This window comes from Candidatus Pelagibacter sp. HIMB1709, assembly GCF_052047635.1.
Lineage (GTDB): Bacteria > Pseudomonadota > Alphaproteobacteria > Pelagibacterales > Pelagibacteraceae > Pelagibacter.
The window spans coordinates 683879-704894 of sequence record NZ_JBNAJW010000001.1; the positions used below are offsets into that span (position 1 = coordinate 683879).

Here is a 21016-nt window from a genome sequence, read left to right on the forward strand (position 1 = left end):
ATTAGTAAACTTGTATATATTTTGTGGCTAAAATAGGCCCAATTTTATCTATAATTTTACCTACCACTTCCACCGAAGTCCAGCCAGCACTATTTTTTAAAGTTCCTCTCCATCCCCCATCTCTATGTCTGTATTTGTAATAATAGTCTTTTGATTTTTGAGGTTCATCGAACATAACAATAAATACAAATTTAGGTTTTGAAGTTGGAAATACTGATGCAAAAGTATTCACTTTTCCATCAGAATATCTACCATTTAGAACTTTATCTGCAGTACCTGTTTTTCCACCAATTTCATAATTTGGTACATTAGCAAATTTAGCTGTACCCTCATCTGTATTAACAATTTTTCTAAGAGTTGTTACTACTTGATCTGAAACTTCTCTTCTAATTAATCTTTTTCTTTTTATCGATCCATCTTTTCTGCTGATTAAAGTTGGTGAAATTTCAAACCCACCGTTAGATAAAATTGAATATCCTTTAGCTAATTGAAGAATAGTTGTTGCTATTCCATGGCCATAAGATGCCGTAGCTAATTTACATTTTTTAAATTCGTAACTATTTTGAGGAGCTATTTCTTCTATGTCAAAATTAATTTTTTTTAAAACTCCTATTTTTTCTAAAAAATCCTTAAATTTTTCTGGTCCAATTTTCTGTGCAATTCTAACTGAACCAATATTTCCTGACCTAATGATAATTTGTTCTGCGGTTAAATTCGAAGGTATATCGTTATCGTATTCACCTATCCTAAATTTATCACAAGATATAGATTTTGGTAGGTCTAAAAATTCAGTTTCTGGTTCAATTAAATTTTCATTTAATGCATTCGCATATGTAAATATTTTAAATACAGATCCCAATTCATAAGTACCTTTAGTAACTCTATTTATGTAATTTACATCTTTTATATTTTTTCTTTCATTTGGATTAAAATCAGGCAATGAAACTAAAGAGAGTATATTGCCGTTATTAACATCCATTAAGATAGCAGCACTACCTTTGCTTTTAAAAATTTGCTGATATTTCAACAATTCTTTTCTAATTAAGAATTGGATGTCTTTATCAACAGTTAATTTAATAGGGGCTCTTGTTGTTTGCAATTCTTCATTTAATGATTTTTCTAATCCAGAAATACCATTGTTGTCATTGTCTATTTGTCCCAAAATATGACTAAAAAGATTTTTCTGTGGATATATCCTTAGAACTCTTTCTTCAGGGATAAGAGATTTATCTCCCAATTTCATAATTTGCTCATATTTTTCCTCTGAAATTTTTTTCTCTAAATAAAAAAAATTTTTGTTTTCTATTTTTTTTTCAATTTCATTAAAATCTTTTTCTGGGAAAATAATTCTTAGACTTAACAGTAATTTTTCTTTACTAATTATATCTGAAGTTTTGAGACCAATATCAATAGATTTAACCGTTTTTGCTAAATAATTTCCATTAATATCTAAAATATCTGCTCTATAAAGATCATTATTGAAATGAAACGGATCGTTTGTATCTTCAAACTTTGTCTCTCGAGACCCTAAATGAATTAAATGAATTGTATAAATAAGATAAATAATAAAAAACACAAAGAAAATGAAAGCAACTCTATTAAATTGAATATTTAATCCTGTATTGCTTTTTTTAAATACAAAATTACTTTTATTATCATCTATTGTAAATTTTGATTTAGGTTTATTCATTATTTTTAATTATTTTAAAATCTTCAATTTTTTCAAAATCTTTTGATATGTTATAAAATTTTATTTCATCAATTTTTTTTTGAATTAATTGATCCTCAAAATATAAAGATTGATATTCTAGTAATTTTTCTGCTGAAGTTAGGTAATCATGTTCTAACAAAATATTTTCAAATTCAGAATTCTGTACTCTTAAATTTTCTTTCACAACAAATATTTGGTCTTCAATTTTTTTTGTAGTATTTTTAATAATTGCTGTTGTTAAAACTAAAGCAAAAATTATAACTGCTAGAAATATTTTCTTCAAAGTTTGACTCCAAAATTTTCTATTTCTAAAAATTTTTTAAACTTACCTTCAATATCTGTCTCAAAATCATAAAAATCACTTTTCTTAATTGCATATCTTAATTTTGCAGATCTAGAGGGTGGATTTTCTTTTATCTCCACATCAGATGGCAAAATTGGTTTTTTTTGAATTAGATTAAACAAGGTTTCATTTTGTGTTGTAATAGGTTCATATCTTGATACGCTTTTATTCTCGGAAAGACTCTTAAAAAAATATTTAACAATTTTATCTTCTAAAGAATGAAAGGTAACAACAGCTAAAACACCTCCTTTTTTTAAGACTTTAGTAGCATTTATAAGTCCAAAAATTAATTCACTTATTTCCTTATTTACAAATATTCTAAGTGCCTGAAAAACTTTAGTCGAATTATGGACTTTAAAATTTTTCCTAATCTTTGATTTATCAATAATTTTTACAAGACTTTGTGTATTGATTTTTACTTTCGATCTTTCTTTAACAATATTTTTTGCAATAAATTTTGCTTCTTTTTCATCTCCAAAAAATTTAAAAATTTTTTCTAATTCAATTGCACTAAGTTTATTAATTGCGTCTTCTGCGGAAAAATTATTTAAGCCTAATTGCATATTTAAATTGCTTTTAGAATTAAATGATAATCCCTTTTTTTGATCTTTTATCTGTGTTAAAGAACAACCAAGATCAAAAATTACACCTTTAATATTTTCATTTTTAAGCTTTAAATTTGTTAATTGACTAAACTTTAAATTTTTAAAAATAAATCTATCTTCAAAATTTTCTAATAATGAATTGGCAATTTTTTTGCTTTCAATATCTCTATCAAGTCCTACAACTTTTGTATTTTTAAATTCTAAAATTTTTTTTGAATATCCGCCTTGACCAAAGGTACAATCAATAAATGTGCCACCATGTTGAGGGGTGATAACGCTAATAATTTCTTTTAGCAGTACTGGATAATGCTTTTGTACTTCCGGTACTATGGTGGCTTCCATTTATTTCTTTGAAGACCATTAATTTTTTTGTCTTCTTAAAAATGCAGGAATCTCAAGATCGTCCTCTTCCTCTTGATCACTTGATGAGATTAAATCTTCAGGAGAAGAATTTTCATTATCTGAGCTAAACAAATCTGGAGAGTCTGATTCAACACCAAATTCCTTCAAATCATTTGGGGCTTCTTCTTGAGTATTTTCAATTTCATTATTTTCTTCAAAAGTTTCTATGGCTTCTTGAGTAAAAGATTTTTCTATTTCATTTACTGCAGTATCTTCGACAACACTCTCTGTTTGAACCTCATTTTCTGAAGACACTTGTTCACTCGTCATATTATTTTCCACATTCATTTGCTCTTGTTCTTGGATCATTTCATTTTCAATTTTTAGAGCATTTGCACCATGGGAGATTGGACTTGAAGTATTAGAAAAATTAAAAGCTGGAGATCCCATGTTTGAAAAATCAGAGTAACCAGGATTTCGATTCTGAATACGATGAACCATGTTTACTACTGATTTTGACTCAGGCTGCTGTCCATCTAACGATGTTGCAACAATTGAAACTCTCATTTTACCATCTAAATCTGCATCTGTGATTGCTCCAATAATTAGCTCTGCTTCTGGATCTACTTCTGCTCTTACTTTATTTACCGCTTCATCTACTTCAAAAAGTTTTAAATCTTTGCCACCAGTTATATTTACCAATAATCCTTTAGCTCCCTTCAAAGTATAGTCATCAATTAATGGATTGCTAACTGCCATCTCCGCAGCTTTAAGCGCTCTTCCTTCGCCCTCAGCTTCTCCTGTTCCCATCATCGCTTTACCCATTGAAGCCATTACAGTCTCAACATCAGCAAAGTCTAAATTAATTAAACCAGGTCTTACCATTAAATCAGTAATACTCTGAACACCATGCATTAAAACATTATTAGAAAGATTGAATGACTCCTCAAATGTAGTTTGTTCATTAGCAATTTTAAATAAGTTTTGATTTGGAATAACAATTATAGTGTCAACATGTTTTCTTAATTCTTCTAATCCTTGTTGTGCTCTTCTCATTCTAGAGGGGCCTTCATATAAAAAAGGAAGAGTCACAACGCCTACAGTTAAAATATTTAATTCTTTAGCAGCTCTTGCAATCACATGAGCAGCACCAGTACCTGTTCCACCACCCATACCAGCTGCGATAAAAACCATGTTTGCACCTTGTAAAGTATTTACTATTTCGTTTAAAGATTCGTCAGCTGCAGCTTGACCTATATCTAATTTTGCACCTGCACCTAAACCTTTTGTTAAATTTAAACCAATTTGAATTCTTGTTTTTGCTTTACTTAACTTTAAATCTTGAGCATCTGTATTTACTGCAATAAATTCTACACCCTGAAGTTTGTTATCAATCATTTCATTTATTGCATTACCTCCAGCTCCTCCAACTCCTAATACTAAAAGTCGTGGCTGAAGTTCTTTTATCTCTGGTGCTTTAAAGTTAATTGTCATCTTATTTCCCCTCGTTGTTGTTTAAATGTTTTTCCCATTTAAGACTTGCTCGATTTAAATTGGCTTTTTTTCTTGCAGTTATCTTAAATTTTTCAAATGCTGTTGGTTCCCATATTTGAAACGTTTGACCTTGACCAACAAACAACATGCTATTTTTTATTTTTGCATGTTTTAATAATTTTGATGAAAGTGAAATTCTACCTTCACTATCAAATTGTAAATTAATACTTTCTGCTAATATTGATGTTGCAAAATAATCCCTTTTTTCTTCAAAAGGGTTTAAAGAATCTATCGCAGATGAAATTTTTTCAATTCTATCCTGAGAACATGCTTCTATGGATAAATTATTGAAAGATGGATAACAAATAACACCATTGTAACCTAAATTTGATAAATGAGACCTGAAACTAGCAGGCACAGATACTCTTCCTTTTTTGTCCAGCTTGTTCTCGAAGGTAGATAAAAACATACAATTTTAAATTTCTAAATTCCATAAATGGGAATATATGGGAATATATGGGTATTTAAATTGATAGTCAAATATTGATTCTAAGCTTTTTTCAATTCAATTTTTAAGTGAAATTTGACAGTATTCTTGCATAAAGACTAGCTCATGATGTTTTATTTATTCGCCTAAATAATTAGAAACAGTTTTGTGCACTATTAAAATTTACAATTTTAAATGAAACAATATTTCGTTTATTGCTATATTTTAATTATTCTTGGAGCGCCAGATAAACTATAAGCCGGGTTCTGTCATTTAAACCTATCATTTGTCTAGGCTTAAGATCACTCTTAAGCTCAAGCAACTAACCCTGATGACTAGCCAAGGACGGCTTTTAGTTTTGTAACAATGTCATCTCTACTTAGTCTTGCTCCCAGTGGGGTTTTCCAGCGTTCATTGTTACCAATAGAACCGGTGTGCTCTTACCACACCTTTTCACCCTTGCCATGTTATGGCGGTATATTTTCTGTGGCACTATCCCTAGGGTCTCCCCCGCCAGGAATTACCTGGCACTGTGTCCTTGTGGAGCCCGGACTTTCCTCTTTAAAAAATTTTAAAGCGATAAGTCATTTATCTGGCAAACTAAACATATTACTAAACTTAAAAATTACAAGAAAATTAAATCTATTTTTTTAAAAGGTTTTCGCTAATAATTAAACATTCCTTATCAATAATACCATTAATTAATTCTTGCCTAAATCTTCTTTGAAAAGCTTTGATTAAAAATTTTTTATATTTTGTTTTTTCAATTTTTTTGTTTACTGGATAACCAATCTTGTAAAGATTAGATATAAATTTTTTTTTATCAATATAATTGGTTTTATTATTTCTTTCCTTAGCAAGTATTTTTGAATTTAAATTATGCCAAATTCCAATTTTTTTTTTTGATAATAATTTCCAGGGAAATTTTTCACCTGGGTCTCGTTTTCTATCAGGCGCAATATCAGAATGACCTAAAATGAAATTAGATTTAATTTTAAATTTTTTAATAAGATAATTAGATAATTTTACTAATGATATTATTTGTTTTTTTGAAAAATTTTTATAATTATGTTTATGACCAGGATTACTAATTTCAATTCCAAGTGAATTTTTATTTAAGTTTTTATAATTTGACCACCCAGATATTCCTGCATGCCAAGAAATATATGGCTCAGGAACCAATTTAACTACATCTCCATTAAGTTTAATTAGATAGTGGCAACTTACTTTAGATTTTATATTGGTTAATTTCTCAATTGCTTTTTTTTCTATCTTCATTCCAGTATAGTGAAAAATGATAAATTTAATTTGATTTAACTTTCTTTTATTGGGATCAAAATTTGGAGAATAATTTAAGTTTATTTTCATATTCATGTAGGTTCAAATTTAGGCTAGTTATAAACACTTTGTGGACATTTTTTCAAATTAAATGCTATCTTACTTATTTAAATTATATGTTATACAATTCAAAATAATGAAAAAAATTTTAATAGTACTATTTTCAATTTTTCTTCTATCTTTAAATGCAAATGCTGGTTCTGATGGAGAATTGGTATTAAAAGAAAAAGAAAGTGAAACAAAAAAGATTAAAGACTGCTTTGAACCACTTAATAGAGCAACATTTTCTTTCAACCAAGGTTTAGATAGAGTAATCATAAAACCTATTGCAAAAGGGTATAGGAAATTGCCTGATCCAATTCAAAAAGGAACAAGCAATGCTGTAAAAAATATATCCACTTTAGTGACTATACCAAATAATATTTTACAAGGTGATGTAAAAACAGCAATTATAAATACTGGACGATTAGCATTAAATACAACTATTGGATTATTAGGCACAGTGGACGTTGCAAATAAAATGGGTTTTCCTAAATATGTAAAAGAGGATTATGGACAAACGTTAGGCAAATGGGGCTTTGGTCCAGGTTGTTATTTGGTTTTACCTGTCCTTGGACCTTCAACAATTAGAGATACGTCTGGATCGTTTGTTAATATTTTAGGTGGAGACCCTTGGTATAACGCATCTGTTCATGGTAACAATGAGTTTTTAAGTGAAGGACTTTATATAACGTCAAGAGCTGTTGAAGGCATTGATTTTAGGGCAAACAATATCGAGTCTTTTGACAATCTTGAAAAAAATTCAATAGATTTTTATGCATCTGTTAGAAGTTTATATTTACAAGATAGAGAAAATAAAATTAATAATAATCAAAGAGGAAATATAGACGTCATATACAAAGACGAAGAGGACTGGGAAGAAATAGAAAACAAATAGTCATTAAAATGAAAAAAATTCTTTTTATATTATTTTTATTTAATTTTAATCTTGGAAATGCATTTTCAATGGCTGCAGATGTTTTTGTTCAGTCTACTGTAAATAGAGCATCCAATATACTCTCAAAAAATATTTCTAAAGAAAAAAAAATAGAAGAATTAAAAGCTATAGCTAAAGAAACTGTTGATATTGAAGGGGTGGGTTTTTATTCATTAGGTTCTGCAAGAAAAAATTTAGATGACAATCAAAAGAAAAAGTATTTAGATTTATTTGAAGGATATTTTTTGAAAAGTTTTTCAAGTAGACTTTCAGAATATACTAATCCTGAAATCGAAGTAAAAGATAAAGAAGTTTTAAATAAGAATTATACAATTGTTAATAGTATATTAGTTGCTACCTCTGAAAGGCCTGAAATAAAAATTGATTGGAGAGTTTATACAAAAAATCCCGAGAACCCTCTCATTAGAGATTTAATTATTGAAGGACTTAGTTTGGCAAGAACTCAAAAAGAAGAGTTTGCGTCAATTTTAAATTCAAATGATGGTGATATAAATTCTTTATATCTTGCTTTAGAAAAGTTTTCACAGAACTAAATTTTTGGTGGGCCCGCCAGGACTCGAACCTGGGACCAATACATTATGAGTGTACTGCTCTAACCAACTGAGCTACAGGCCCAAAACTCATAATTAGTTATATCATTTTTTTAAAGTTATCAATTAAAGATAATTCAATAATGGTGGGCCGTGTTGGTTACGCTCCAACTACCCCTGCAATGTCAATGCAGTACTCTACTATTGAGCTAACGGCCCAGTATTAACTTTCTAAGAAACTTTTTAGCTGTTTTGAACGACTTGGATGTTTTAATTTTCTAAGTGCTTTAGCTTCAATCTGTCGAATTCTCTCTCGAGTAACTGAAAACTGTAAACCAACTTCTTCAAGTGTGTGATCTGTGTTCATTCCAACACCAAATCTCATCCTCAAAACCCTTTCTTCTCTTGGTGTTAATGTTGATAGAATTTTTGTAGTTGCTTCTCCAAGATTTGACTTAATTGCCTGCTCTAATGGTGCCAATGCTTTAGTGTCTTCAATAAAATCACCCAAACTACTGTCCTCTTCATCTCCAACCGGTTTTTCTAATGAAACAGGTTCTTTTGAGATTTTTAGTACTTTTCTAACTTTATCTAAGGGCATTCTTAATTTTTGAGCTAATTCTTCTGGAGTAGCTTCTCTACCAAACTCACTAAGTATCAATCTTTGAGTTCTCACTATTTTATTAATTGTTTCAATCATGTGCACTGGAATACGAATGGTTCTTGCTTGGTCAGCGATTGATCTGGTGATTGCTTGTCTTATCCACCAAGTTGCATATGTTGAAAATTTATAACCTCTACGATATTCAAATTTATCAACTGCTTTCATCAATCCTATATTTCCTTCTTGAATTAAATCTAAAAACTGAAGACCTCTGTTTGTATATTTTTTAGCAATTGAAATAACTAATCTTAAATTAGCTTCAACCATTTCTTTTTTTGCTATTCGTGACTCTTTTTCACCTTTTTGAACTCTGCTTACAAGTTTTTTAAAATCAGTTACTGATATTCCAAGTTTATGACTAATTTCTATGAGTCTTTCTCTTATATTTTTGAATTCTTCTTTATTTTTTGTAAAGAATTGTTTCCAAACATTATTAGTATCTAAAAATTTTTTAAGATTTGGATTAATTTCATTACCAACATAAAATTTAATAAACTCATTTCTTGGGATTTGGTGATCCATTGCAAGTCGAAGAAGATTTCCTTCTAAGGATATAATTTTTTTGTTTTCTGCGTAATGTTTCTGTACCAATTCTTCTAGCACTGATGGAGATAACTGTAATGATTTTATATTTTCCAAAATATCATTAACAATTTTTTGATATCCTTTTTCTTTTGCTGGAGAAAAATTACTTGAATTTAAAACACATTCTAATTTTTCATTTTGATATTTAATTAGTTTTGTATATTCTTTTGTTAAAGTATTAACTGTTTTTAAAACTTTAGGTTTAATCTCTGTTTCCATGGCCGCAAGAGTCGGATTAAAATCATCTTCATCATCCGAGGATCCCTCATCCTTATCTGTTTCTCCTGCATTTTTTTGTTTTGCACTTGGGCCAGTAGTTTCATCTTCCATATAGTTAGTATCGATATCAATAATTTCTCTAACTAATATTTCGTCTTTTTGTAATTTTTCGTTCCATTCAAAAAACTGCTGAGCAGTAATTGGACTTTGTGAAAGTGCAATTAACATTACATCTTTCCCAGCTTCTATTCTTTTTGCAATTGCAATTTCACCTTCACGAGATAAGAGTTCTACCCCACCCATTTCTCTTAAATACATTCTTATAGGGTCATCACTCTTCTCAATTGTTTTGCCTTCTTCTTTATTTAAATTTTCTTTTTTTCTTAGTACTTTAAAATCTGATTTTTTTTCAACTAAAGTAATATTTTCATCTAAAATATGAATAAATGCTTGAGCTAGATTTTCATCAGATAAATTCCTCTTTCCTAAAGATTTACTTAGTTCCTCATAAGTTATGAAACCTCTATGGGTTCCACGACCCATTAATCTAGCAAATGATTTTGTTATAATTCTTTCCACAGCAATTTAAGTTTGGAAGTCTTATATAATGTCAAATCTGCAAAAATCCATTGTTAATTTAGTCTGATTAATTAAGATTCTGCTTTTTTTTCAACTCTTTCAGCTCATTGAAAGTAGACTCGCTCATATCAATTGAAAATTTTGATTCTAATTCCTGAATTCTAAACTCAAGATCGTAGTTCATTAGATCTCTTGAAATATCTTCTAATAATTCAATGATCTTTTGTTCATCATTAAGATGATTTTTTAAAATATGTTTTATTGGAGCAAATTTATTTATTTTATCTAACAGTTGATTGTCTAAATTTAAGTCTTGCATTTCAATTTGCTGACTTGATTTTAGTTTTTCAATCATATGATCAAATAATTTTTTATTAACCTCAGTAAATAATTTTATATTTTCAACTAAATGAATATTTGCTTGTAATAAATTAAGATTATTCATTAACAAATATAATAAAGAATATTCTTTAAGTTCAACCCCAGTGAGTGATTGACTTTCGTTTATATATTTTTTTGTACTGTCTAAAGATTTGGTTTTTTTAACATAAGCTCTTTTTTTATTTTGATTTGAATGCGGTGTTAATTCTGCAATTTTTTCTAAAAAATATTCTAAAACATACTTTTTAATAAAATCATCTTTAATTGTGTTCACAATATTTCTAAGTTTTTTTTCAAATATTGCTAAAGAAGAAGGGTTATTTTCAGTCTGTTTTTTGTAATGGCTAAAAATAAATTGATGTATTGAAATCTTACTTTGTTTTGTAAAATCTATAAAATTAGCCTTACCATTTTTATTAACGAAACTGTCAGGATCTTCTTTATCTGGTAAAAATAAAAAAGAAATTTGTTTTTCAGGTTTTAATTCTTTGATTGAATTTTCTGCAGCTCTTAATGCTGCTTTATAACCACTTTCATCACCATCAAAGCAAATAATGATATCATCAAAAAATTGATTAAGTATCAAAATCTGTTTTTCAGATAGTGATGTGCCAAGATTTGCAACAGCATTATCAATTCCATTTTTACTTAATCCAACAACATCCATATAACCTTCAACCAAATAAATATGATCAACTTTGTTTGATAATTTTCTAGCTATATCTAGATTATATAAATTTGATCCTTTTTTAAAAAATAAAGTTTCAGGTGAGTTGATATACTTTGCAAGATAATCTAGGTTTTCTATTATTCTTCCACCTAAAGCAATCGGTTGACCAGTTATGTTGTTAATTGGAAAAATTAATCTTCCTCTAAATCTTTCTAAATAAGTGTTCTTTTTTTCATCTAAATAAAACAATCCAGTTTCAACTAAGGTTTGTTCACTATATTTATTTTTTAAATTTTCAAAAATATTCGGATTTTTTTCAATATATCCTATTTTAAATTTTTTTACGTCCTCTTTACTCAAAGATCGATTTTTCAAATACTCTCTAGCATTTGAATGTTGTTCGTTTTTGATCAGCTCATTATGGTAAAAATCAACATATTCATAATAGATTGATTTATATTCATTCCATTTTTTTTCTCTTTCTTCATCTTTTTTTGAAAATAAATAAGGTTGCATGCCTGCTAGTTGCGCCAAATATTTTACAGCTTCTCCAAACTTTAAATTTTGAGTTTTCATTACAAAATCAAAAATATTTCCATGCTCAGATGTTGCAAAACAATGATAAAATTCTTTTTCGTCGTTAACTGTAAATGAAGGTGTCTTTTCGTTTTTAAATGGAGACAATCCCACAAATTCTTTACCTCTTTTTTTTAATGAGACTGTTTTTGAAATAACCGTTGATACTTTCAACCGTGTCTTAATTTCATCTAAATACTCTTTGGGATATTTCATTAACTATTCAATAATTCCTTGATTATTGACCCAGCTTTAGAAAAATCAATTTCATCAGAATGAGATTTTTTTAACTCACCCATTATTTTGCCCATATCTTTTATTGAACTCGCACCTAATTTAGAGATTAATTCGGCACATAATTTTTTGGTGTCTTCTTCGCTTATTTGCTTAGGTAAAAAACTTGTTAAAACATCATATTCATTCTGCTCAATTTCTAATAGATCTGTTCTGTTGTTTTTTTTGTAGATCTCAATAGATTCGGCTCTTTGTTTAACCATTTTTTTTAAAAGCTTCTTGATATCTTCATCATCTGTGTCTTTTTTATTTGGTCCTGATCGATTAGCGATGTCTAAATCTTTAATAGAAGATAAAATTAACCTGTAGGTTGATATTTTATTTTTATCTTTTGATTTTAGAGCATTTTTGTATTCGTTTTCAATTGTATTCTTTAATGACATAATTTTTTAATCTACTTCAAAGAAAAAATTCTTCAAAAGAAAAATTGTTTTTTTACAATTTTATAATACATCTCTGTTGCGATAATAAAGCAATTATTGTATTAACCTTTAACTCATGAGTTGTAATTGATCAAAAATTCAAAAAAAATTAACTCAAAAAATAATCATCAAATTAATACGGGCGTTTTAGTCCTTGAAAACAAGAAAGTTTTTAAAGGAATTGGTATTGGCTATGAAGGGGAAGCTACTGGAGAAGTATGTTTTAACACTTCTCTAACTGGTTACCAGGAAATAATCTCAGATCCTTCTTATGCAGGGCAAATTATTAATTTTACCTTTCCACATATTGGAAACGTTGGAACTAATAAAGAAGATATAGAGTCAGATAAGATATGGACCAAAGGAGTTATTTTTAATTCAGAAATAACAGATCCATCAAACTATAGAGCTTTTACACATCTAGATGCATGGCTTAAGAAAAACAAAATTGTTGGTCTCACTGGCCTAGATACTAGAAGTTTAACTAATTTTATTAGAGATAAGGGAGCACCAAAAGGAACCATTACTTTCTCAAAAAAACAAAAATTCAATATAAGTAAACTAACAAACACTACTTTAAAATGGAGTGGGTTAAAAAATCTAGATCTCGCTAAAGAAGTATCAACTCCAAAAAATTATATTTGGAAGGGTTTTAAAACTTGGAAAAAGAAAGATGGATTTGTAAAAAATAAAAAAAATAAATTTCATGTTGTTGCAATAGATTATGGAATTAAAAAAAATATTTTAAGATATTTTTCTGATTTTAATTGCAAAGTAACAATAGTATCATGTGCCACTTCTGCAGAAAATATAATTAAATTAAAGCCTAATGGAATATTTTTATCAAATGGACCTGGTGATCCTGCTGCAACTGGAAAATATGCAATAAATATTATCGGAGAACTAATTAAAAAAAATTTACCAATATTTGGAATTTGTTTAGGACACCAAATTTTAGCTTTAACCCTAGGTGGTAAAACAAAAAAAATGAAACTGGGTCATAGAGGTGCTAATCATCCTGTGAAAAATTTAGTTCATGGTAATGTAGAAATTACAAGTCAAAATCATGGTTTTGAAGTAGTTGAAGAAACTTTGCCAAAAAATATTCAGGTAACTCATCAATCTCTTTTTGATAATAGTGTTGAAGGTATTAAGTTAAAAAATAAACCTGTATTTTCAGTTCAATATCACCCCGAGTCTAACCCTGGACCTCAGGACAGTGTCTATTTGTTTAAAGAATTTATTAATAATATGAAAAAAAATGCCAAAAAGAAAAGATCTTAAAAAAATATTAGTAGTAGGTGCTGGTCCAATTATTATTGGTCAAGCGTGTGAATTTGATTATTCAGGAACACAAGCTTGTAAAGCTTTAAAAGATGAAGGTTATAAAGTTGTTTTAATTAATTCTAACCCTGCAACAATTATGACTGATCCAGATGTTGCGGATAAAACGTACATAGAACCAATCACATTAGAGGTTTTAGAGAAAATTCTTATAAAAGAAAAACCAGATGCAATTCTTCCAACGATGGGAGGTCAGACTGCTCTTAATCTTGCAATGGAAGCAGAAAAAAAAGGAATTCTAAAAAAATACAAAATAGAACTTATTGGCGCAAATTCTAAAGCAATTTCTAATGCTGAAGATCGAAAGAAATTTAGAAAAAATATGATTGATATTGGTTTAGATTTACCAAAGTCTAAAATTGTAAATAACATTAATCAAGCTTCTAAAGTTCTTAATAAAATTGGTTTACCTGCAATCATCAGACCTGCATTTACTCTAGGTGGTCTAGGTGGCGGAATAGCAAAGAATAAAAAAGAATTTCTTAAAATTATAAAAAATGGATTACACGAGTCGCCAGTTAGCCAAGTTCTTGTGGAAGAGTGCTTAGAAGGTTGGAAAGAATTTGAGATGGAAGTTGTAAGAGATAAAAAAGATAACTGTATAATTATCTGTTCAATAGAAAATATTGATCCGATGGGAATTCACACAGGAGACTCTGTAACTGTTGCTCCAGCTTTAACTCTAACAGATAAAGAATACCAAGTTATGAGAAATGCATCTATTGCATGTTTAAGAAAAATTGGAGTTGAGACAGGTGGATCCAATGTTCAATTTGCAATCAATCCAAAAAATGGAAGAATGGTTGTTATTGAAATGAATCCAAGAGTATCTAGATCATCAGCACTTGCATCTAAAGCAACTGGGTTTCCAATTGCAAAAGTAGCGGCTAAGCTCGCGGTTGGCTATACTTTAGACGAACTTAAAAATGAGATAACAAAAGTAACACCTGCTTCTTTTGAACCAAGTATTGATTATGTGGTAACTAAAATACCAAGGTTTACTTTTGAAAAATTTTCTACCTCGCCAGCAACTTTAGGCACTTCAATGAAATCTGTTGGTGAAGCAATGGCTATTGGAAGAAACTTTAAAGAGTCTGTTCAAAAAGCATTGGTTTCTCTAGAAACTGGTTTTTCTGGTTTTGACCAAATATTCAATTTAAATAAAAAACAAATCGAAAAAAAACTTAAAGATCATATTCCAAACAAAATGCTTCTTGTTGCGGAGGCTTTAAGAAAAAAAATTAGCTTAAAAAGAATATATAGTTTATCTAAAATTGATCCTTGGTTCTTAGGACAAATTAAAGAAATTGTTGATAACGAGTTAGTTATTAAAAAAAGAGGTCTTCCGAAAAATTATAATGAATTTAATAGAATTAAATCTATTGGTTTTTCAGACAAAAAATTAGCTGAACTTACTAATTCATCAGAAGATATAATAAGAAGAAAAAGAACAGCTTTAAAAGTACTACCTGTATACAAAAAAGTTGATACGTGTGCTGCAGAATTTAAATCATTTACACCTTACATGTATTCTACTTATCAAAGAAATTTTTCAATAAATTCCGAGTGTGAGGCAGATCCATCAAATAGAAAAAAAATAATAATTTTAGGTGGTGGACCTAACAGAATAGGCCAAGGGATTGAGTTTGATTATTGTTGTTGTCAGGCAAGTTTTTCTTTGAAAGACGCAGGTTTTGAGACCATCATGGTTAATTGTAACCCTGAAACTGTATCTACAGATTATGACACAAGTGATCGGTTATATTTTGAACCCTTGAAAGAAGAGTATGTATTTAACATTATTAAAAAGGAGCAAGAAAAAGGAAATCTAATAGGTGTTATTGCTCAGTTTGGAGGACAAACTCCAATAAAGCTTGCTAAATTTTTAAATGATAACAAACTTCCAATTTTAGGGACACAATATAACTCAATAGATTTAGCAGAAGATAGAGATCAATTTAGAAATTTATTAATTAAATTAAATTTAAAACAAGCTGATAGTGGGATTGCGAAGACATTTAAAGAAGCAATCAAAATATCAGAGAAAATTGGTTTACCACTAGTAGTTAGGCCTTCATATGTTTTGGGTGGAAGAGCAATGGAAATTGTTCATGAAAAAAGTCAACTGAAAAACTTTGTGGAAGAAGCATTTAAAGCTGCTGAAGAAAATCCAATTCTAATTGATAAATTTCTAGATCATGCAATGGAAGTTGATGTGGATGCTATTTCTGATGGTAAAGATGTTTATGTAGCAGGTATCATGCAACATATTGAAGAAGCAGGAATTCATTCTGGGGACTCAGCATGTAGTTTGCCACCGGTATCTATTAAACCATATCTAATTAAAGAAATTGAAAATCAAACAAAAAAACTTGCCTTAGCACTTAAAGTAAAAGGTTTTATGAATATTCAATATGCAATCAAGAAAGATGAAATTTATATTATTGAAGTAAATCCTCGTGCTAGTCGAACTGTACCTTTTGTATCAAAAGCAAAAGGAATTCCACTTGCAAAGATTGCATCAAGAATAATGGCTGGGGAAAAGCTTTCTAAATTTAATCTTAAAGATAAATCAAAAGGAATGTATGCAGTTAAAGAAGCTGTATTTCCTTTTAATAAGTTTCCTAATAGTGATTTACTTTTAGGACCTGAGATGAAATCTACAGGTGAAGTAATGGGCTTTGATAAAGATTTTGGAATGGCTTTTGCTAAAAGTCAGATTGCTGCAGCTAATTCACTTCCAAAAGAAGGTCTTGCATTTATATCTTTAAAAGACTCTCATAAAGATGAAGGTATTGATCTTGCAAGAGAGCTAATTAAAAATAATTTTAAATTATGTGCAACCAAAGGTACTGCTGAATACATACAAAAGCATGGAATGAAATGTAGAATTATTAATAAAGTAAGTAGTGGTAGTCCTCACATTGTTGATATTTTAGACTCTAAAAAAATTGCACTTGTAATTAATACAGGTGGTGGAAATAGTGAGCACAGATTAAATGATGCAATTGCACTTCGAAGAGCAACTCTTAAAAATAAGGTTCCTTATTGCACCAACATGTCTACTGCTCTTGCATGTTTAAATGCTATTAAATCGCTTAAGACAAAGAAACTAGAAGTTAAATCTTTACAAGATATTTAGGAATATACTTTCCAATCAGTTTCGAAAGTCACATAGTTTACTTGTAAGCACCGCCTTTCTTTTAGAATGCTCTTTTTTTCCATGCCATGCCAAGTATTTGGTCCACTAGTAAAAAGATATCCATAGTTATTTCTGTAAGGCAGTGTTTTAACTTTCTCTAATTTTTCATTATAAAAATCAGTCCCTAAATCTTCAGACTCGTTTGTTTTATTAACAAATATTAATCCTGACATTAATTTTTCTTTGATATCACAGTGTGGTTTAAGCCAAAATCCTTCCCTATCACAAATTACTTCAACTCTAACGTATGAATTAGACAAATCTTTATTGATCATTTTAGATATTGTTTCGTGTGTTTCTTTAGATTGTAACTCATTAATAAATTTTACAAGATTTGGAAATTGTGAACTATTTTCTTTAGTAACAAAACATCTAAATTTAATTGCTTTACCACCAGAGGAAATACCTTCTCTAAACTCAGCTGCACCTCCATCTATTGCTCTTGTTCCATCATAATTTAAGTTGTGCTGACTTAAATCAGGAATATCCGCTTTGACAATTTCTTCAATAGCACCTTTGGATAAAGCACTGCTATATTCCCAATGATCAAATGGTGTTTCATATTTTTTTGAATTATTTTTTATAGAATTTAAAAATGACATTAAGATTTAATTTTTTCTTTTATTATTTTTGCTACTCTATTCGTTTCATCTAGCTTTTCATAGTTCCAATTTTCTATTTCTTCACCTAAGTTTCTAGTGATGTTTAGTTCTCTAAATAAATTTCTAAATCTTTGGAATCTTTTGTCATTTTTTTTTGGTAAAATATTAGCAACATAGATTGGTTTCCCTGTCAAAGCAGCTTCTGAGATCATAGAGCTAGAGTCACATGTAACAATGATATTTTCAGATAAAGCTAATGCAGATAAATATGCCTTTTTATCTACATTCATAATCACTGTATGATTTTCTCCAAAAAACTCTTTAGCATAATGAATTGTATTTATTGGGGTTCTCATTGATGGGATTACTACTAATTGAAAATCATGTTTTTTCATTAATTTATAAAACATTGAGAAAATATGTTTCATATTCTTAGTTGAATAATCATAGTATTTTGTTGGTCCACCCATAATAAAGCACCAAATTTTTCTTTCATCTTGTTTGATAAAAGATTTTAAATAATCTTTATTTTCTTCAATTTCTTTCTCCGAAAGATAATGAATAGCTCCTTTAGTGCTAATAACATTTTCACCATTAATTCCGTCATGTTCTGGTGCAACAACAAAATCAAAATATTTAAAGTCTATTTTTGGATCTTGGATATGAATATTAAAAGCCTTTTTTTTAGAAATACTTTTTAAGTGAATAGATGGAATTACGCTCTTTCTTCCACATGAGATTATTAAATCAAAATCATTATTTTCAATCTTTTTATAAACGTTTTGAGAAATTGGAGTAAATTTAGGTGGAACAAGTTTCCAAATATTTTTTAGTTCAACCTTGTGGTGTATAAAATCAATATCAAGTGCTTTTGCAAGTCCCTCGACTTGACTAATCATTCCATGCATTCCTTGAGTTAATAATAAACCTTTTAATTTAGACATTAATCACTATATAGCTTTCATATGAGTCAAAATCCAACTAAACACACAAAAGTGTTAATAATTGGATCTGGTCCTGCCGGATACACAGCTGCTGTTTATGCTGCACGAGCAATGTTAAATCCTATTCTTGTTCACGGCGCTCAGCCAGGTGGACAATTAACAACTACAACTGATGTAGAAAATTTTCCAGGATTTGCAGAAGTAATTCAAGGACCTTGGTTAATGGATCAAATGAGAGATCAAGCAAAAGCTGTTGGAACAGAAATGATAGAAGATCATATTGGTTCTGTAAATTTAAAATCTACACCTTTTGAAGCTGTCGGTGATAGTGGACAAAAATATACTGCAGATAGCATAATTATTTCAACAGGCGCACAAGCAAGATGGTTAAACATTAAATCTGAACAAGAATTTAGAGGATTTGGAGTTTCAGCATGTGCTACATGTGATGGTTTCTTTTTTAAAGATAAAGAAGTTGCTGTAGTTGGGGGTGGTAATGCTGCAGTAGAAGAAGCCATGTTTCTTACGAAATTTGCATCAAAAGTAAAATTAATACACAGAAGAGATAGTTTGAGAGCAGAAAAGATGCTTCAAAAGAAATTGATGGAAAATAAAAAAATTGAAATAGTTTGGGACTCTGTTGTTGAGGATGTTTTGGGTGATAGTGAACCCAAAAATGTTAAAGGTATAAAAATTAAAAATTTGAAAACTGAAAAAACAGAAGAAGTAAAATTAGATGGTTTATTTATTGCTATTGGTCACGATCCAGCAACTCAGCTTTTCAAAGATCAATTAGAAATGGATAAAGAAGGTTACTTAATTACAAAACCAGATTCGACTGAAACAAATATTCCTGGAGTTTATGCTGCAGGTGATGTTAAAGATAAAACTTTTCGACAAGCAGTTACAGCAGCTGGTATGGGATGTATGGCTGCATTAGAAGCAGAAAAATTCTTATCTCATTAGTTTGAGATTACAATTAATAACAAGTTAAATGGAGAAATGTTATGACTGATAAAGTGCTATTAACTGGAATAAGTGGATGGATAGCAAAACATACTGCAATAGAATTATTAAATTCAGGTTACGAAGTTTTGGGTACTGTTAGAAGTGATGATGTAATTTCTCAGACAAAAGAAACCATTAGCAAATATGCTTCGATAGATAAGTTATCTTTTATTAAACTTGATCTTTTAAGTGACGAAGGTTGGGAAGAAGCTGCAGAGGGATGTAAATATATAATTCATATGGCTTCCCCTTTTCCTATGAAGGTTTCAAAAAATAGAGAAAATTTAATCCCAGTTGCAAAAGATGGAACTTTAAGAGTTTTAAAAGCTGGCATAAAAGCAAATGCAGAGCAATTTGTGGTTACATCTTCGATAGCAGCAATGTTTAGAAAGCCAAATAGATCAAATCCTTATTCATTTAGTGAAAATGATTGGACTGATGAAAATTGGGTTGAAGGAGTTAATGATTATTTTCTATCAAAAACAGTTGCTGAAAAAGCAGCCTGGGAATTAATGGAAAGTAATGGAATTAAAAATAAACTAACTTGTATAAATCCTGGTGGTGTATTTGGAGATGCTTTGGATACTAAAGGTGGAACCTCGATTGAATATGTAAAACAATTTTTAAAAGGTAAGTTTCCAGCAACTCCTAAATGGGGAATATTAATATCCGATATTAAAGATGTTGCAAAATCTCATGTGGCATGCTTGGGAAACTCAAAAGTTGGTGGCAGAAGATTAATTATTGGTAAAGAAGTTAAAACACTACTTGAAACATCAAAAATTTTAGCTGAAGCATTACCAGAGTATGCAAAAAAACTACCTAAAAAAACTTTACCAAATTTTATGGTTAAGATTATTAGCATGTTGGACTCGAGCGCAAAAACTATGATACCCGATCTTGAACTAGAGATGAAACCAGAGACAAAATATGCTGAAGAATTAATTGGTTTTGAGTTTAAACCAGCAAGTGGTGCTTTGGTTGATGCAGGAAAATCTGTAGTTAGATTAGGTTTAGTATAAAGTTTATTTTACCAAATCTGAAATTTGATCTGACTCAAAGATTTTTTGATCAATATTATTATTCGCAAGTTTAATCATAGCTTTTGCAATTGTTTCTGAATGAATTGATCTCATTTTCTTTAATGGTCCAACAAATAAAGGGTTTAGAAGCTTAAAAATTATTATTCCTATTTTCTCACCCAATCTAAATTCTTTTCTGTTACCCAATATAAATGAGGGTCTCATAATTCCTATTTTAGAAAAACCTAAACTAAGGATCTCTTCCTCTACCAAACCCTTATATTTTAAATAATCTCCTGAACTTTTAGAATTAGCATATCCTGAAGATACAAAAAAATAAGATTTAATATCATTAGATTTTGCAATTTGGGCTACTTGTTTTGGGATATCTAATTCAATTCTTTGATATTCATTTTTATCAGGAGAATTTTTTTTTGTTGTGCCAATACAAAAAAAACATTCATCTCCTTCAATTTCTTCTTTGTGTTTTTCTAAATTATTAAAATCAGTTTGAATTACTTCAATTTTTGAGTTGTTTATTTGAATTGAAGAACGCACAAATATTTTAATTTTAGAGTAATTATCATTCTGAATAAGTTGATTTAAAACATGACCTCCAACCAATCCAGTTGAGCCAAATACTAGTGCTGTTTTCAC

At 29.3% G+C, this 21016-nt stretch carries 18 protein-coding genes, 2 tRNA genes and 1 other RNA gene; 6 read left to right on the forward strand and 15 right to left on the reverse strand.

Translation table 11 applies throughout. The features are described from left to right. Window position 1: 1 nt before the first annotated feature. The 7 genes from ACTTAR_RS03745 to ACTTAR_RS03775 all read right to left on the reverse strand — a co-directional run bounded on the left by ACTTAR_RS03745 (window position 2) and on the right by ACTTAR_RS03775 (window position 6350). Window positions 2-1690: a peptidoglycan D,D-transpeptidase FtsI family protein gene (locus ACTTAR_RS03745; RefSeq protein ID WP_440697756.1), complete on the reverse strand. Its 1689-nt coding sequence runs from the start codon at window positions 1688-1690 to the stop codon at window positions 2-4. Next, complete coding sequence (locus ACTTAR_RS03750) at window positions 1683-1994, reverse strand: cell division protein FtsL (RefSeq protein ID WP_440697757.1); 312 nt, start codon at window positions 1992-1994, stop codon at window positions 1683-1685. Before ACTTAR_RS03750 ends, ACTTAR_RS03745 begins: the two co-directional genes overlap by 8 nt. Beyond that, window positions 1991-3001 carry a 16S rRNA (cytosine(1402)-N(4))-methyltransferase RsmH gene (gene rsmH, locus ACTTAR_RS03755; protein WP_440697758.1) on the reverse strand — a complete coding sequence of 337 codons (1011 nt, stop codon included), beginning with the start codon at window positions 2999-3001 and terminating at the stop codon, window positions 1991-1993. Before rsmH ends, ACTTAR_RS03750 begins: the two co-directional genes overlap by 4 nt. An 18-nt stretch (window positions 3002-3019) precedes the next feature. Then, window positions 3020-4495 carry a cell division protein FtsZ gene (ftsZ, locus tag ACTTAR_RS03760; RefSeq protein WP_440697759.1) on the reverse strand — a complete coding sequence of 492 codons (1476 nt, stop codon included), beginning with the start codon at window positions 4493-4495 and terminating at the stop codon, window positions 3020-3022. A 1-nt stretch (window position 4496) separates the two neighbouring features. Beyond that, complete coding sequence (gene mraZ / locus ACTTAR_RS03765) at window positions 4497-4964, reverse strand: division/cell wall cluster transcriptional repressor MraZ (RefSeq protein WP_440681697.1); 468 nt, start codon at window positions 4962-4964, stop codon at window positions 4497-4499. Window positions 4965-5221: 257 nt separating this feature from the next. Continuing rightward, window positions 5222-5578: RNase P RNA component class A (gene rnpB / locus ACTTAR_RS03770), an RNA gene on the reverse strand. A gap of 46 nt (window positions 5579-5624) precedes the next feature. Further along, complete coding sequence (locus ACTTAR_RS03775) at window positions 5625-6350, reverse strand: N-acetylmuramoyl-L-alanine amidase (protein ID WP_440697761.1); 726 nt, start codon at window positions 6348-6350, stop codon at window positions 5625-5627. 106 nt (window positions 6351-6456) lie between these two features. On the opposite strand from ACTTAR_RS03775, the gene ACTTAR_RS03780 reads away from it, so the two are divergent. Together ACTTAR_RS03780 and ACTTAR_RS03785 are read left to right on the forward strand one after the other, a co-directional pair. Continuing rightward, window positions 6457-7257, forward strand: a complete 801-nt coding sequence (locus tag ACTTAR_RS03780) for an MlaA family lipoprotein (RefSeq protein WP_440681694.1) — start codon at window positions 6457-6459, stop codon at window positions 7255-7257. 8 nt (window positions 7258-7265) lie between these two features. After that, on the forward strand, window positions 7266-7850 hold the full coding sequence (locus ACTTAR_RS03785) for an MlaC/ttg2D family ABC transporter substrate-binding protein (protein ID WP_440681693.1): 585 nt from the start codon (window positions 7266-7268) through the stop codon (window positions 7848-7850). Window positions 7851-7855: 5 nt separating this feature from the next. On the opposite strand, the gene ACTTAR_RS03790 is transcribed toward ACTTAR_RS03785, so the two are convergent. The 5 genes from ACTTAR_RS03790 to ACTTAR_RS03810 form a co-directional block, all read right to left on the reverse strand. Then, window positions 7856-7932: transfer RNA gene (locus ACTTAR_RS03790), tRNA-Ile, on the reverse strand. Between the two features lie 59 nt (window positions 7933-7991). Next, a tRNA-Val gene (locus tag ACTTAR_RS03795) sits at window positions 7992-8066 on the reverse strand. Window positions 8067-8070: 4 nt separating this feature from the next. Beyond that, entirely contained in the window at window positions 8071-9894 is a 1824-nt protein-coding gene (rpoD, locus tag ACTTAR_RS03800) for an RNA polymerase sigma factor RpoD (protein WP_440681692.1), read from the reverse strand. A gap of 67 nt (window positions 9895-9961) precedes the next feature. After that, complete coding sequence (gene dnaG / locus ACTTAR_RS03805; protein ID WP_440697762.1) at window positions 9962-11737, reverse strand: DNA primase; 1776 nt, start codon at window positions 11735-11737, stop codon at window positions 9962-9964. Then, entirely contained in the window at window positions 11737-12198 is a 462-nt protein-coding gene (locus ACTTAR_RS03810) for a GatB/YqeY domain-containing protein (RefSeq protein ID WP_440697763.1), read from the reverse strand. The genes dnaG and ACTTAR_RS03810 overlap by 1 nt, the downstream gene beginning before the upstream one ends. A 126-nt stretch (window positions 12199-12324) precedes the next feature. Here ACTTAR_RS03810 and carA point away from each other — a divergent pair, with 126 nt between their 5' ends. Together carA and carB are read left to right on the forward strand one after the other, a co-directional pair. Beyond that, window positions 12325-13521 (forward strand): glutamine-hydrolyzing carbamoyl-phosphate synthase small subunit, encoded by a 1197-nt coding sequence (gene carA / locus ACTTAR_RS03815; RefSeq protein WP_440697764.1) that lies wholly within the window; start codon window positions 12325-12327, stop codon window positions 13519-13521. Further along, window positions 13499-16723, forward strand: a complete 3225-nt coding sequence (carB, locus tag ACTTAR_RS03820) for a carbamoyl-phosphate synthase large subunit (protein WP_440697765.1) — start codon at window positions 13499-13501, stop codon at window positions 16721-16723. Before carA ends, carB begins: the two co-directional genes overlap by 23 nt. Here the strand turns inward: carB and ACTTAR_RS03825 are convergent. Beyond that, window positions 16720-17385, reverse strand: coding sequence for a hypothetical protein (locus ACTTAR_RS03825; RefSeq protein ID WP_440697766.1), 666 nt, complete (start codon window positions 17383-17385; stop codon window positions 16720-16722). The two genes, carB and ACTTAR_RS03825, sit on opposite strands and share 4 nt — an antisense overlap. Then, window positions 17385-18329 (reverse strand): mitochondrial fission ELM1 family protein, encoded by a 945-nt coding sequence (locus ACTTAR_RS03830; protein WP_440697767.1) that lies wholly within the window; start codon window positions 18327-18329, stop codon window positions 17385-17387. The genes ACTTAR_RS03825 and ACTTAR_RS03830 overlap by 1 nt, the downstream gene beginning before the upstream one ends. 21 nt (window positions 18330-18350) lie before the next feature. Here ACTTAR_RS03830 and trxB point away from each other — a divergent pair, with 21 nt between their 5' ends. Both trxB and ACTTAR_RS03840 read left to right on the forward strand, forming a co-directional pair. Then, on the forward strand, window positions 18351-19295 hold the full coding sequence (gene trxB / locus ACTTAR_RS03835; RefSeq protein ID WP_075506369.1) for a thioredoxin-disulfide reductase: 945 nt from the start codon (window positions 18351-18353) through the stop codon (window positions 19293-19295). Window positions 19296-19336: 41 nt separating this feature from the next. Next, window positions 19337-20359: an NAD-dependent epimerase/dehydratase family protein gene (locus tag ACTTAR_RS03840; protein ID WP_440697768.1), complete on the forward strand. Its 1023-nt coding sequence runs from the start codon at window positions 19337-19339 to the stop codon at window positions 20357-20359. 3 nt (window positions 20360-20362) lie between these two features. Here ACTTAR_RS03840 and ACTTAR_RS03845 read toward each other — a convergent pair whose 3' ends face one another. Continuing rightward, a complete protein-coding gene (locus tag ACTTAR_RS03845; RefSeq protein WP_440681684.1) occupies window positions 20363-21016 on the reverse strand; it encodes an NmrA family NAD(P)-binding protein in 654 nt (217 codons plus the stop codon).

Coding starts and splice junctions, on each gene's coding strand:
- mraZ (WP_440681697.1), bottom strand. CDS start 4,964: ATGTTTTTATCTACCTTCGAGAACAAGCTGGACAAAAAAGGAAGAGTA.
- ACTTAR_RS03830 (WP_440697767.1), bottom strand. CDS start 18,329: ATGTCTAAATTAAAAGGTTTATTATTAACTCAAGGAATGCATGGAATG.
- dnaG (WP_440697762.1), bottom strand. CDS start 11,737: ATGAAATATCCCAAAGAGTATTTAGATGAAATTAAGACACGGTTGAAA.
- ACTTAR_RS03825 (WP_440697766.1), bottom strand. CDS start 17,385: ATGTCATTTTTAAATTCTATAAAAAATAATTCAAAAAAATATGAAACA.
- rsmH (WP_440697758.1), bottom strand. CDS start 3,001: ATGGAAGCCACCATAGTACCGGAAGTACAAAAGCATTATCCAGTACTG.
- ACTTAR_RS03840 (WP_440697768.1), top strand. CDS start 19,337: ATGACTGATAAAGTGCTATTAACTGGAATAAGTGGATGGATAGCAAAA.
- ACTTAR_RS03810 (WP_440697763.1), bottom strand. CDS start 12,198: ATGTCATTAAAGAATACAATTGAAAACGAATACAAAAATGCTCTAAAA.
- ACTTAR_RS03745 (WP_440697756.1), bottom strand. CDS start 1,690: ATGAATAAACCTAAATCAAAATTTACAATAGATGATAATAAAAGTAAT.
- trxB (WP_075506369.1), top strand. CDS start 18,351: ATGAGTCAAAATCCAACTAAACACACAAAAGTGTTAATAATTGGATCT.
- ACTTAR_RS03785 (WP_440681693.1), top strand. CDS start 7,266: ATGAAAAAAATTCTTTTTATATTATTTTTATTTAATTTTAATCTTGGA.
- ACTTAR_RS03775 (WP_440697761.1), bottom strand. CDS start 6,350: ATGAAAATAAACTTAAATTATTCTCCAAATTTTGATCCCAATAAAAGA.
- ACTTAR_RS03780 (WP_440681694.1), top strand. CDS start 6,457: ATGAAAAAAATTTTAATAGTACTATTTTCAATTTTTCTTCTATCTTTA.
- ftsZ (WP_440697759.1), bottom strand. CDS start 4,495: ATGACAATTAACTTTAAAGCACCAGAGATAAAAGAACTTCAGCCACGA.
- carB (WP_440697765.1), top strand. CDS start 13,499: ATGCCAAAAAGAAAAGATCTTAAAAAAATATTAGTAGTAGGTGCTGGT.